General features: G+C 61.6%; 11 protein-coding genes. 3 read left to right on the forward strand and 8 right to left on the reverse strand.

Features of this window, described 5'->3' with window-relative positions:
• The first annotated feature begins 159 nt into the window (after nucleotides 1-159).
• A complete protein-coding gene (locus F7R20_RS10160; protein ID WP_003205366.1) occupies nucleotides 160-1,200 on the forward strand; it encodes an NADP(H)-dependent aldo-keto reductase in 1,041 nt (346 codons plus the stop codon).
• 129 nt (nucleotides 1,201-1,329) lie between these two features.
• Here the strand turns inward: F7R20_RS10160 and F7R20_RS10165 are convergent, their stop codons facing one another.
• Nucleotides 1,330-2,466 carry an acyl-CoA dehydrogenase family protein gene (locus F7R20_RS10165; RefSeq protein ID WP_003205367.1) on the reverse strand — a complete coding sequence of 379 codons (1,137 nt, stop codon included), beginning with the start codon at nucleotides 2,464-2,466 and terminating at the stop codon, nucleotides 1,330-1,332.
• A gap of 244 nt (nucleotides 2,467-2,710) precedes the next feature.
• Between F7R20_RS10165 and F7R20_RS10170 the strand changes: the two genes are divergently transcribed.
• Nucleotides 2,711-3,607 carry a GlxA family transcriptional regulator gene (locus F7R20_RS10170; protein ID WP_172681420.1) on the forward strand — a complete coding sequence of 299 codons (897 nt, stop codon included), beginning with the start codon at nucleotides 2,711-2,713 and terminating at the stop codon, nucleotides 3,605-3,607.
• A gap of 184 nt (nucleotides 3,608-3,791) precedes the next feature.
• Here F7R20_RS10170 and zapE read toward each other — a convergent pair whose 3' ends face one another.
• The 3 genes from zapE to F7R20_RS10190 all read right to left on the reverse strand — a co-directional run bounded on the left by zapE (nucleotide 3,792) and on the right by F7R20_RS10190 (nucleotide 6,998).
• Nucleotides 3,792-4,886 (reverse strand): cell division protein ZapE, encoded by a 1,095-nt coding sequence (zapE, locus tag F7R20_RS10180; RefSeq protein WP_003205369.1) that lies wholly within the window; start codon nucleotides 4,884-4,886, stop codon nucleotides 3,792-3,794.
• Nucleotides 4,887-4,988: 102 nt separating this feature from the next.
• Nucleotides 4,989-6,344, reverse strand: coding sequence for a tryptophan--tRNA ligase (locus F7R20_RS10185; RefSeq protein ID WP_003205370.1), 1,356 nt, complete (start codon nucleotides 6,342-6,344; stop codon nucleotides 4,989-4,991).
• A gap of 24 nt (nucleotides 6,345-6,368) precedes the next feature.
• The gene (locus F7R20_RS10190) at nucleotides 6,369-6,998 is read right to left on the reverse strand and encodes an alpha/beta hydrolase (protein WP_003205371.1); all 630 of its coding nucleotides are present in this window, start codon (nucleotides 6,996-6,998) and stop codon (nucleotides 6,369-6,371) included.
• A 147-nt stretch (nucleotides 6,999-7,145) separates the two neighbouring features.
• Here F7R20_RS10190 and F7R20_RS10195 point away from each other — a divergent pair, with 147 nt between their 5' ends.
• A complete protein-coding gene (locus F7R20_RS10195) occupies nucleotides 7,146-7,583 on the forward strand; it encodes a YhcB family protein (protein ID WP_003205372.1) in 438 nt (145 codons plus the stop codon).
• Between the two features lie 177 nt (nucleotides 7,584-7,760).
• Here F7R20_RS10195 and F7R20_RS10200 read toward each other — a convergent pair whose 3' ends face one another.
• The 4 genes from F7R20_RS10200 to doeB form a co-directional block, all read right to left on the reverse strand.
• Nucleotides 7,761-9,146, reverse strand: a complete 1,386-nt coding sequence (locus F7R20_RS10200; protein ID WP_003205373.1) for an aspartate aminotransferase family protein — start codon at nucleotides 9,144-9,146, stop codon at nucleotides 7,761-7,763.
• Nucleotides 9,143-10,630: an NAD-dependent succinate-semialdehyde dehydrogenase gene (locus tag F7R20_RS10205; RefSeq protein WP_003205374.1), complete on the reverse strand. Its 1,488-nt coding sequence runs from the start codon at nucleotides 10,628-10,630 to the stop codon at nucleotides 9,143-9,145. The genes F7R20_RS10200 and F7R20_RS10205 overlap by 4 nt, the downstream gene beginning before the upstream one ends.
• Before the next feature lie 130 nt (nucleotides 10,631-10,760).
• On the reverse strand, nucleotides 10,761-11,240 hold the full coding sequence (locus F7R20_RS10210; protein ID WP_003205375.1) for an Lrp/AsnC family transcriptional regulator: 480 nt from the start codon (nucleotides 11,238-11,240) through the stop codon (nucleotides 10,761-10,763).
• 96 nt (nucleotides 11,241-11,336) lie between these two features.
• Nucleotides 11,337-12,338, reverse strand: coding sequence for a N(2)-acetyl-L-2,4-diaminobutanoate deacetylase DoeB (gene doeB, locus F7R20_RS10215; RefSeq protein ID WP_003205376.1), 1,002 nt, complete (start codon nucleotides 12,336-12,338; stop codon nucleotides 11,337-11,339).
• Nucleotides 12,339-12,340: the final 2 nt, after the last annotated feature.

A 12,340-nucleotide genomic window follows, 5' to 3' on the forward strand; every position in this document is an offset into this window, starting at 1 on the left:
TACAGACGCTTTCGGGGGCTCGGGTCGGCGCGTCCGTTCAACGGCAAGATTCTTCGGCGGCGGCGCATCACTTCCACTGCAGAAAGAGGTGCGCAATTATGCAGATTGCGAAAAATATTTCAACCTGCTTTTATGATTGTTTTGCCCAAGGAGTTCCCGATGGACTATCGCCCGCTAGGCCGTACCGACCTGAACGTGAGTGCCCTGTGCCTCGGAACCATGACCTGGGGTGAGCAGAACAGCGAGGCCGAGGCCTTCGCCCAGATCGAACGCGCCAAGGCTGCCGGCATCAATTTCATCGACACCGCCGAGATGTACCCGGTGCCACCCAAGGCCGAAACCTACGCCACCACCGAGCGCTACATCGGCAATTACTTCAAGAGTCGCGGCGATCGTGCCGACTGGATCCTGGCGAGCAAGATCGCCGGCCCCGGCAACACCATCGACTACATTCGCGACAAGAACCTCAAGCACAACCGCCGCCACATCGTCGAAGCCGTGGACGCCAGCCTCAAGCGCCTGCAGACCGACTGGATCGATCTCTACCAGCTGCATTGGCCGGAGCGCAGCACCAACTTCTTTGGTCAACTGGGCTACCAGCACAATGCCGACGAAACGTTCACCCCGCTGGAGGAAACCCTCGAAGCCCTGGACGAACAGGTTCGCGCCGGCAAGATCCGCCATATCGGCCTGTCCAACGAAACGCCGTGGGGCACCATGAAGTTCCTTGCCCTGGCCGAGGCCCGTGGCTGGCCGCGGGCGGTGTCGATCCAGAACCCGTACAACCTGCTCAACCGCAGCTTCGAGATCGGCCTGTCGGAAATCGCCATTCGCGAGCAATGCGGCTTGCTGGCTTATTCGCCGCTGGCGTTCGGCTTTCTGTCGGGCAAATACGAAAACGGCGCACGGCCAGCCAAGGGCCGCCTGACGCTGTACAGCCGCTTCATGCGTTACTTCAACCCGCAATCGGAAGCGGCGTGCAGCCGTTATGTGGCACTGGCCCGCGAACATGGCCTGGACCCGGCGCAGATGGCCCTGGCGTTCGTCACCCGGCAGCCGTTCGTGACCAGCAACATCATTGGCGCCACTACGCTGGAGCAACTGGACAGCAATATCGCCAGCTTCGACCTGAAACTGTCGGATGAAGTGCTGGCGGGGATCGAGGCGATTCACAAGGATCAGCCGAACCCGGCGCCTTGATCCGTAGGCCTCATCGCGAGCAAGCTCGCTCCCACAGGGGTTCGATGTTGATCACAAAATAGCGATCAGACACGACTCCCCTGTGGGAGCGAGCTTGCTCGCGATAGCGGACCCAAGCTCACCACTGCATCAAAGCGACCGCGCAATGATCTCCTTCATGATCTCATTGGTCCCGGCATAGATCCGCTGCACCCGCGCATCCGCCCACGCCCGGGCAATCGGGTATTCCCACATGAAGCCGTAGCCGCCATGCAACTGCACGCACTCGTCGAGCACCTTGCATTGCAGGTCGGTGCCCCAATACTTGGCCATCGCCGCCGTCGGCACGTCCAGCTTGCCTTGCAGGTGCAATTCCAGGCAACGGTCGACGAAGACCCGGCCGATCTGGATTTCGGTGGCCATTTCCGCGAGCTTGAAACGGGTGTTCTGGAAGTCTGCGATGGATTTGCCGAACGCCTTGCGCTCGCGGGTGTAGTCCAGGGTCCATTGCAGCGCCGCTTCGGCCGAAGCCAGGCCGCCGATGGCGACGGTCAGGCGCTCCTGAGGCAGCTCCTGCATCAAGTAGGCGAAGCCCATGCCGGCCTGCCCGAGCAGGTTCTCCTTCGGCACGCGGACATCCTGGAAGAACAGTTCCGACGTGTCCTGGGCCTTCATGCCGACTTTTTCCAGGCGCTTGCCCTTTTCAAAGCCCGGCGTACCCGCCTCCACCAGGAACAGGCTGGTGCCCTTGGCGCCGGCCTTCGGATCGGTCTTGGCGACCACGATCACCAGGTCTGCCAGGAAGCCGTTGGTGATGAAGGTCTTCGAGCCATTGATGACATATTCATCGCCGTCCAGCACCGCCGTGGTCTTCACCCCTTGCAGGTCGGAACCGGCGCCCGGCTCGGTCATGGCGATGGCCGTGACCATTTCGCCAGACACCAGCTTCGGCAGGTACTTATGTTTCAACGCTTCGCTGCCGTAATGCAGGATGTACGGTGCGACGATGTCGGAATGCAGCGAGAAGCCAATCCCTGTCAGCCCCAGGCGGCCGATCTCCTCGATCACCACCGTGCTGTAGAGAAAATCTGCGTCCAGCCCCCCATAGGCTTCCGGGAGGTGCGAGCACAACATGCCCGCCTCCCCTGCCTTGTTCCAGAGCTGGCGATCGACATGCCCCTGTTTTTCCCACTGGCTGTGGTACGGCACGGCTTCTTTTTCAAGGAAGGTTCGTACGCTGTCGCGAAACAACTCGTGCTCGGGACTGAACAGTGTTCTTGGGATCATGGCGCACCTTTGGTTATTGTTGGGCGTGGTTATCCGACAGAGCCTAAGCCTGCAGGGTACGACAGGACACTGGACACATCCGACAAAAAATAAGACGATCCAGCCGTCTGTTGACCACTTTCCCCTATAAAAATAAAGATGAATTATGTCTATGCACGCCTCCACGCCCTTGCGGCGCGTCAGCATCCTGGCAATCGACCGGGTCTTCGCCTCCACCCTCATGCAAGCCAAGGATTTTTTCCACCTGGCCAGCCTGCGCTATGGCAAACAACTGGGCCACGGCCTGACGCCGGCGTTTGAAACCCGGCTGGTCAGCCCCGATGGCAAACCGGTGAACAGCTTCAGCGATGTGATCATGCCGGTGGACGGCGGCCTGGAAAACACCGATGTCATCATCCTGCCGGCCTTCTGGGACGATTTCGCCACCCTCTGCCAACGTTATCCCCAGGTCCTGCCTTGGCTGCGCGAACAACACGCGCGCGGTGCGGTACTCTGCGGCGAAGCCACCGGGGTGTTCTGGCTGGCGGAGGCCGGGCTGCTCGACGGCAAGGAAGCCACCACCTACTGGCGTTTCTTCAATGCCTTCAAGGAGCGCTTCCCCCAGGTATACCTGAACCAGGACAAGCACCTGACCGACGCCGACAACCTGTTCTGCGCCGGCGGCACGACCTCAGCCTGCGACCTCTACATTTACCTCATCGAACGCTTCTGTGGCGCCAACGTCGCCCAGGCCGTGGCGCGGGACATCCTGTATGAGGTGCAACGCAGCTATTCGCCTGGGCGGATCGGCTTCGGCGGGCAGAAACTGCACCAGGACGTGATCATCCTGCAGATCCAGCAATGGCTCGAAGAGCACTTCGCCGATAAATTCCGCTTCGAGGACGTTGCCCGGGAACATGGCATGAGCATCCGCAACTTCATGCGCCGCTTCCAGACCGCCACTGGCGACAAACCGCTGCATTACCTGCAACGGCTGCGGATCGAAACCGCCAAGGGCCTGCTCTCCGGCAGCCGCAAGAGCATCAAGACCATCAGCTATGAAGTCGGCTACGACGACGCGAGCTTTTTCGCCCGGCTGTTCCGGCAACATACCGACCTGTCGCCGAACCAGTATCGGCAGCAGTTCCAGCAGGCGGCGTAGCCCGAGGGCTTGGCAACGATCCACTGTGGGAGCGAGCTTGCTCGCGATGGCGGTGGTTCAGCAGCACTGATGTTGACTGACACGACGCCATCGCGAGCAGGCTCGCTCCCACAGGCTCAGATGGGGAATATGCACATACAAAAAAGGCCCGCAATCGCAGGCCCTTTTTTGTGCTCCGAATCCCCTACGGCTTATGCGCCCGCGCCAGGAATTCGTGGGACTGCATCTCCAGCAAGCGACTCAAGGTCCGTTGGAATTCGAAGGTCAGGCGACCGCCGGTGTAGAGGTCCTTGAGTTCGACTTCGGCCGAAATGATCAGCTTCACGTTACGGTCGTAGAACTCGTCGACCATGTTGATGAAGCGACGGGCGATGTCGTCGGTGGTGACGCTCATCTGCTCGACGTTGCTCAGCAGCACGGCGTGGAAGATCTTGCCCAGTTCGATGTAGTCGTTCTGGCTGCGAGGGCCGTCGCACAGTTCGCGAAAGTCGAACCAGGCCACGTCATCGCACGTACGCACAGCGCGGATTTCGCGATTTTCGATGACCAATACATCATTTTCCACAGCCTGGGTGCATTCCGGCGTCAGGGCGCGGAAGCTCTTGCGCAGGCTCTCCTGGGCAGCGGCATCCAACGGGAAGTGGAACAGCTCCGCTTGTTCGAGGTGACGCAGGCGGTAGTCGACGCCGCTGTCGACGTTGACGATTTCAGTGTGTTCCTTGATCAGCGCGATGGCCGGCAGGAAACGCGCCCGCTGCAGGCCGTCCTTGTACAGGCCGTCCGGCACGATGTTCGAGGTGGCGACCAGGGTCACGCCGTTCTTGAACAGCTCTTCCATCAAGGTGCCGAGGATCATGGCGTCGGTGATGTCGGAAACGAAGAACTCATCGAAGCAGATCACCCGGGTCTCGTCGGAAAAACGCTTGGCGATGATGGTCAGCGGGTTCTTCTCGCCGCCCAGGGTCTTCATTTCCTCGTGCACGCGCTTCATGAAGCGGTGGAAGTGCGTCCGTGTCTTCTCCTTGAACGGCAACGCTTCGAAGAAGGTGTCCACCAGGTAGGTCTTGCCACGGCCCACGCCGCCCCAGAAATACAGGCCCTTGACCGGTGTCTGGTCTTTTTTGCCGAACAGTTTGCCCAACAGGCCGGGCTTGTTGTTCGCCGCCGCGACCAGGTCGTCGTACAGGCGTTGCAAATGCCGCACCGCCGTTTCCTGGGCTGCGTCGTGGAAGAACTCCGGGCGTTTCAGATCAGCTTGATATCGTTCTAGGGGCGTCATATTCGTTAGCAAGGCAACAAAAACGGGCCGTCACTGTAGCGACGGCCCAGAGGAATGGCAATCGGCCCTTATTCGGGCCGATGGTCGGGTGACGTGCCCGGATCAGTCCTGGGCAGGCGTCAGGGCAACGCGCAACGCATCGATGGCTGCATCCCGGGCGGCGCTGTTGGCGAAGGCCGGGCTGTTCGCCACGCACTCGCCTTCGAGCCAGACGCTGAAACTCAGGTCGTCGCTGCGTAAGTCCAAGGGCTGGCCGGACTGCAATTGCTTGGTCACCTGCCCTGCGGTCTTGCCGTCGGCAAAATTGTTCGACAGCAACAGTTGCTCGCCGTCGGCGGCCAGTAGACGGAAGCGGAAACTGCCGTCGTCTTCGCGGAAGCTGACGAAGCGTGCTGCCTTGGCGGCTTTTTTCTTGGTGCTGGCGGCCACCTGGACCTGGCTGACAAACGAACGCAGGCCAACGGCCTCGCGCAGTTCGTTGAGGAACGGCGTCGCCACGGCCCGGGCTTTTTTCGCGCCCAGTTGCAGGATGTCTTCAAGGTCCGATGGACGCTCGATGAACTGGTGATAACGCTCGCGCGCTTCACCCAGCTCGCTGTCGAGCAGTTGGAACAGGCGGTTCTTGGCTTCGCCCCAACCCAGGCCTTGCAGCAGTTCGCTGCGGAACTCGGCGGACTGTTCGGCAGTGGCGAAGGCCTGGAACAGGGTGAACAGGTGCGAATTGTCCGGATCCTTGGCTTCGCCCGGGGCACGCGAGTCGGTAACGATCCGCGAGATCGCGTCCTTCATGTCCTTGGCGCTGCTGAACAACGGGATGGTGTTGTCATAGCTCTTGGACATCTTGCGGCCATCGAGGCCCGGCAACGTGGCGACGCTTTCCTCGATCAGCGCCTCGGGCATGGTGAAGAACTCCTTGCCCTGGCCGAACAGATGATTGAAGCGCTGACCGATGTCGCGGGCCATTTCCACGTGCTGGATCTGGTCGCGACCGACCGGCACCTTGTGGGCGTTGAACATCAGGATATCGGCGGCCATCAACACCGGGTAGCTGTACAGCCCCATGGTGATGCCGGCGTCCGGGTCTTCACCGGCCTCGACGTTCTTGTCCACCGACGCCTTGTAGGCGTGGGCACGGTTGAGCAGGCCCTTGGCGGCGACGCAGGTCAGCAGCCAGGTCAGCTCCGGGATCTCGGGAATATCGGACTGGCGATAGAACGTCACGCGGTCCACATCCAGGCCGCCGGCCAGCCACGTGGCGGCGATTTCCAGGCGCGAACGCTGGATACGCAGCGGGTCATCGCACTTGATCAGGGCGTGGTAGTCGGCCAGGAAGTAGAACGAATCGGCGTTGCTGTCGCGGCTGGCGAGGATCGCCGGACGGATGGCGCCGGCATAGTTGCCCAGGTGCGGGGTGCCGGTGGTGGTGATGCCGGTCAGGATACGGGTACGCGTCGTCATGGGTTATCGCTTGTCAGACTGCTGTCAATTCGAGAGGCGCGGCAGGATCAGATCCTTGAGATCGGTCAGCTTGCCATGAAAAAAGTGTCCGCATTCTGCCACTTTCAGCAGCTCATGGGGACGTTGGAGCGTGTCGGACCATTCGTAAACCAGTTGCGGATCGACCACTTCGTCGGTTTCCGGCTGGATCACCGTCAACTCGCCGCTCATCGGCAAGGGCGACTGCTCGTCCAGGCGCATTACCGCCGGGGCCACCATGAACAGGTGCTTGACCGGTTGACCCTGGGCTTCCAGGCGCCCGCCCAGGCTGGCGGCGACAAAGCCGCCAAAGGAAAAACCGAACAGGGTCAGGGGCAATTGCGGGTATTTTTCCCGCAGCCATTGGGCGACCGCCTGGGCGTCATCCACTTCGCCAGTGCCCATGTCGTGACTGCCGGCACTGGCCCCCACGCCACGATAATTGAAACGCAACGTAACCAGGCCAGCATCGCGGGCAGTGCGTTGCAGGGTCGAGACCACTTTGTTGAGCATGGTCCCGCCCTGCACCGGGTTCGGGTGGCAGATCAGCGCCAGGCCACGGGGGGCCTCGTTGTCCAGGTACAAGGCTTCCAGTTGGCCCACCGGGCCATCGATGACTACAGGGGTTTCGCGCATAAGCAAGGGAAAGAACTCCGTGACCTCGAATTGGGTCGACTCGTCTAGCTAAAGTCTGTGCCTGGCATGATTGCGATGTTCTTCGCGGTATACAGCGCAGGTCCGAGCCGTTAACGTAAAGCAAAGCCGTTTATAGAGGAAGGACTCGTGGAACACTCGCTCTTAGTTTGGTTGTTGCCGACTCTTGCCCTGGTTGCCGGTGTCGCCATTGGATTCCTGCTTGCCCGACTGCTGCCCAACGCGGTGCCCAACAGCACGCAACGTCAGCTGGACGACATCCAGGAACGTTTCGACAGTTATCAGAATGAAGTGGTCACTCACTTCAACAGCACCGCTTCTCTGGTGAAAAAACTCACCCAGAGCTACCAGGACGTCCAGGATCATTTGTCCGAGGGTGCCAATCGCCTGGCCCTGGACGAGCAGACTCGCCAGCGCCTGCTGGCCGCCCTGCAAGCCGATGCGGCACAGACTCCACGGGAACGCCTGACCCCACCGAAAGGGATCCAGGAACCGCCGCGGGACTACGCCCCCAAGGCCCCGAATTCACCCGGCATGCTCGATGAGCATTACGGTTTGAAGAAGTAATCGCCAAGCCACAACCAAAAGCCCGCCCGATCACATGATCGGGCGGGCTTTTTTATTGCCTCAGGAAAATCCCCCCTGTGGGAGCGAGCCTGCTCGCGATGAGGCCAGCACATCCAACATTACCGTCTCAGGCAGACCGCCATCGCGAGCAGGCTCGCTCCCACATTTAAAGCGGGCTTAAGCCAACACCTCACCCGCCACCTGATCGATAGCCCCTTTGGTGATGTCGACGATCAGGTCCGCATCCTCGCGAGTCAGGATCAGTGGCGGGGCGAAGCCCAGGATGTCGCCGTGGGGCATGGCGCGGGCGATCATGCCGCGTTCCAGGCAGGCGGCCGAGACCTTCGGGCCGACTTTCAGTGCCGGGTCGAATGCCGTGCGCTGTTCACGGTCAGCCATGAACTCCACCGCCGCCAGCATGCCGTCACCACGCACCTCTCCCACCAACGGATGACCTTCAAGGGTTTCACGCAGGCGACGATTCAGGTAGCCACCCACGTCCTCGGCGTTGGCCGTGAGGTTTTCCCGTTCAAGAATGTCGAGGTTCGCCAGTGCCGCCGCCGCGCAAATCGGGTGCCCGGAATAGGTCCAGCCATGGCCCATGGCCCCTTCGGCCTGGGAGGCTTTTTCAATCACGCTCCAGACCTTTTCCCCGATGATCACCGCTGACAGGGGCGCATAGGCACTGGTCAGGCCTTTGGCGGTGGTGATCAGGTCCGGCTTCATGCCGTAGCGCTGGCTGCCCATCTTCGAACCCAGGCGGCCGAACGCGCAGACCACTTCATCGGCAATCAGCAGCACGTCGTATTTTTTCAGCACGGCCTGGATCGCATCCCAATAACCGGCAGGGGGAACGATGATGCCCCCGGTGCCCATCAACGGTTCGCCAATGAACGCCGCCACGGTATCCGGGCCTTCGGCGAGGATCATTTTTTCCAGCTCATCAGCGCAATACCGGACGAAGGCCGCTTCATCCATGCCCGTCGGGGCCTTGCGATACCAGTGTGGGCACACGGTGTGCTTGACCCCTTCGACCGGCAGGTCGAAATGCTGGTGGAAGGTCGCAAGCCCTGTGAGGCTGCCGGTCATGATGCCCGAGCCATGGTAGCCACGGTCCCGTGAAATGATTTTCTTCTTCAGCGGCCGGCCCAGTACGTTGTTGTAGTAGCGCACCAGCTTGACCTGGGTTTCGTTGGCATCGGAGCCGGACAATCCGTAATAGACCTTCTTCATCCCCTCCGGCGCCCAGTCCATGATGCGACTGGACAGCTCGATGATCGCCTCGCTCGAATGGCCGACGTAGGTGTGGTAGTAGGCCAGTTCCTTGGCCTGTTTATAGATGGCGTCGGCTACCTCGGTGCGGCCGTAACCGATGTTCACGCAGTAGAGGCCGGCAAAGGCATCGATGAACTCACGGCCTTCATGGTCGCGAATGCGAATGCCTGACGCACTCTTGATGATCCGGCCCTTGAGCGCGCCGCTGGCGTGGTCGTGGGCGTGGGTCGAGGGGTGCATGAAATGCGCACGGTCTTGTTCGAACAGCGTGTTGAGTTCTTGGCTCATGCGGGCTCTCCTGGGAACTGGCCTTGATGGTGCAGGCAAAAATATTTGGTTTCGACAAAGGGCTCGAAGCCCTCGCTGCCACCCTCGCGACCGAGGCCCGAGGCTTTCATGCCACCGAAGGGAATCGGGTGGCCGGTGAACTTGACGCCGTTGACCGCGACCATGGCGTGGTCGAGACGGCGGATCAGCGGATAAATGAGGTCCAGGCGATTGGAACAAATATAGGCCGCCAACCCATACTCGGTGTCGTTGGCCATTTCGATGGCTTCGTCCAGGGTGTCGAACGGCATCACCCCGGCAATGGGCGCGAAGTTTTCTTCACGGTAGATGCGCATCTGCGGCGTTACGTCGGCCAGCACCGTGGGTTGATAAAACAACCCGCCCAAGGCATGGGCCTCACCGCCCACCAGGCGTTGAGCGCCAAGGGCCAGGGCATCGGCGACGCGGTCAGCGGTCGCATCGAATGCCGCCTGATGCATCAACGGCCCGACCTCCACGTCCTGCTCCTGTTGATCGACCATTGCCGGCCCGACGCGCAAGGCGCGCACCGCAGCGGCGAAACGACTGAGGAACGCCTGGTACACCGGGCGCTGCACCATAATCCGGTTAGCCGCACAGCAGTCCTGCCCCGAGGTCTGGAATTTCGCCTCCACGGCGACTTTTACCGCCAAGGCCAGGTCGGCATCGGCGCAGACAATGAACGGCGCGTTGCCGCCCAGTTCCAGTGCGACTTTCTTCACGTCATGGGCTGCCGTCTGCAACACCAGCTTGCCCACCCGGGTCGAACCGGTGAAGCTCACTGAGCGTACGCGACGATCCTTGACCAGGGTTTCCATGGCCATTTGCGGCTCGCCCAATACCACGTTGAAGACCCCGGCGGGAAAACCGGCTTCCTCGGCCAATTGCGCCAGCGCCAAAGCCGAGTACGGCGTTTCGTGGGCCGGCTTGATCACCACGGTGCAACCGGCGGCCAGGGCAGCGGCGGCCTTGCGGGTGATCATCGCCGACGGGAAATTCCACGGTGTGAGCAGCGCGCAGACGCCCACCGGTTCCTTGATCGTACCCAGGTGCGCATTCGGGATATGGCTGGGGATGTTCTGACCGTACAGGCGCCGGGCTTGCTCGGCGAACCACGGGATGAAGCTGGCAGCGTAGGCGATTTCGCCACGAGACTCGGCCAATGGCTTGCCCTGCTCCAGGCTGAGAATGTGGGCGAGGTCTTCGCTGTGTTCGACGATCAATGCCGCCCAGCGCCGCAGCAACGCGCCCCGGGTCTCCAGGCTCTGCTCACGCCACGCCGGGAATGCACGATGCGCCGCGTCCACCGCCGCGACGATCTGCGGCTGATCCAGCATCGGCACATGGCCGATGACTGTGCGGGTGGCAGGGTTGTGGACGGCCACACTGTGACCGCTGTCGCTGTGGACCCAATGGCCGTCGATGTAGCAAAGCGCTTTGAACAGCAGCGGATGTTGGTAAGGCATGACGTTCACTCCAGAGCGTGTGCGTGAATCCATGCTAGGGCAGCGGCGCTGGAGGAATTGGGGGTTTACCGTGGGTCAAACCCTGGTTTTTTTCTGAATCGAGGGCGGTAAACCGGGTTTTCTGCGGTGCTCAGGACGGCTCGGCCAGCTCCGCCGGCAAGGCACCGGCGGTCTTGATGGTCTTGGTGACGATGTAGGTGAAGTAGCGTTCGATGCCAAGGTCTTCGAGCAGCAGTTGGTCGACGAAACGCTGGTAGGCATCGACGTCCGGCGCCTGGATCATCGCCAGGTAATCCACGCCGCCGCCCGTGGCGTAACAGAACGCCACTTCTGGCGCGGCGATCATGCGTTGCTCGAAACGGCGCATGTCCTGGGCGGTGTGCCGGGCCAGGGTGATTTCCACCAGCACCTGCTGACGCTTGAACACCGCGCCCCAATCGATCTGCGCCCGGTAGCCGATGATCAGGCCTGCTGCTTCGAGCTTGCGCACCCGTTCCCAGGCCGGCGTCACCGACAGGTTGATGGCCTCGGCCAGGCTCGACTTGGTAATCCGCCCGTCCTCGGCGAGGATTTGCAGGATCTTGAGATCGTAGCGATCGAGCTTGTGCATGGCCGGGCTCCGGGTGGTTACATAAAACTTCCAGACATACATCAATTGTGGCGAGGGGATTTATCCCCTCGCCACAGGTTCTGTGTTCCATCTGACCTAAGCCAACACATCCGCAATCACCGCCAAGGTATCGCCACACTGCACCAACCCGGGAAAGTGCCGGGCCGCCAGCAGGCCGCTGCGGGCGGCGCGGTATTCGACCGGGGCGACGCCGCTGCGGGTGGCGTCGTAGATGCGCGCTACCACCTCACCCCGGGTCACGTGTTCCCCCAGGTCGCGGCACATTTCCAGCAGGCCGTCGTGTTCGCTGGCGATGAAACAACTGGCGTCCGGCATGTCGAGCACCAGCGATGGCTGCAACTCGATCGTGCCCCGCAGGATGCCGGCGTGGATCAACAGGTTGCGTACCCCACGCTCGGCAATCGCCACGCTACGGGCGGTCGACGAACCGCCGCCGCCCAACTCGGTGGTGACGAACACCTTGCCTTGGGACTCGGCCGCCGTGTCGTACATCGCCCCGGCGTCCAGCTCCAGCATGCGCATGCAATACGGCGCGTTGAACGCCAGCATCCCGGCCTCGCAGCGCGCTTGCTGCTGTTTGTCCGGCAACACGTGGCAGGCGGCAAACGGCAGGAAATCCAGGGTCCGGCCGCCGGAATGAATGTCCAGGACAATGTCGGCCAAGGGCAGCAGGGTGCGATTGAAATAGTCGGCGATTTTCTCGGTAACGGTGCCGTCCGGCCTGCCGGGAAAACTGCGGTTCAGGTTGCCCTTGTCGATGGGCGAAGTCCGGCGTCCGGCGTGGAAGGCCGGGGTGTTCATGAACGGCACGATGATCACCCTCCCGCTCACCTCTTCAGCCGTCAGTTGCTGCGCCAGTTTGCTCAGGGCCACCGGACCTTCGTATTCATCGCCGTGGTTGCCACCGCTGAGCAGCGCCGTCGGGCCGCTGCCGCGCTGGATGACCGTGATGGGAATCATCACCGCGCCCCAGGCCGAATCGTCCCGCGAATACGGCAGCTTGAGAAAGCCGTGCTGCACGCCCTCGCGGGTGAAGTCGACCGTGGCGCTGATGGGATTATTAGGCAGATCGGGCATGG

It is taken from the genome of Pseudomonas brassicacearum subsp. brassicacearum (assembly GCF_008801605.1).
GTDB classification, from domain to species: Bacteria; Pseudomonadota; Gammaproteobacteria; order Pseudomonadales; family Pseudomonadaceae; genus Aquipseudomonas; species Aquipseudomonas brassicacearum.

Bases quoted from the DNA above. Each gene is read 5' to 3' on its own strand.
- F7R20_RS10200 (WP_003205373.1), bottom strand. From the start codon at position 9,146: ATGAGCCAAGAACTCAACACGCTGTTCGAACAAGACCGTGCGCATTTC.
- F7R20_RS10160 (WP_003205366.1), top strand. From the start codon at position 160: ATGGACTATCGCCCGCTAGGCCGTACCGACCTGAACGTGAGTGCCCTG.
- F7R20_RS10185 (WP_003205370.1), bottom strand. From the start codon at position 6,344: ATGACGACGCGTACCCGTATCCTGACCGGCATCACCACCACCGGCACC.
- F7R20_RS10165 (WP_003205367.1), bottom strand. From the start codon at position 2,466: ATGATCCCAAGAACACTGTTCAGTCCCGAGCACGAGTTGTTTCGCGAC.
- zapE (WP_003205369.1), bottom strand. From the start codon at position 4,886: ATGACGCCCCTAGAACGATATCAAGCTGATCTGAAACGCCCGGAGTTC.
- F7R20_RS10210 (WP_003205375.1), bottom strand. From the start codon at position 11,240: ATGCACAAGCTCGATCGCTACGATCTCAAGATCCTGCAAATCCTCGCC.
- doeB (WP_003205376.1), bottom strand. From the start codon at position 12,338: ATGCCCGATCTGCCTAATAATCCCATCAGCGCCACGGTCGACTTCACC.
- F7R20_RS10190 (WP_003205371.1), bottom strand. From the start codon at position 6,998: ATGCGCGAAACCCCTGTAGTCATCGATGGCCCGGTGGGCCAACTGGAA.
- F7R20_RS10205 (WP_003205374.1), bottom strand. From the start codon at position 10,630: ATGCCTTACCAACATCCGCTGCTGTTCAAAGCGCTTTGCTACATCGAC.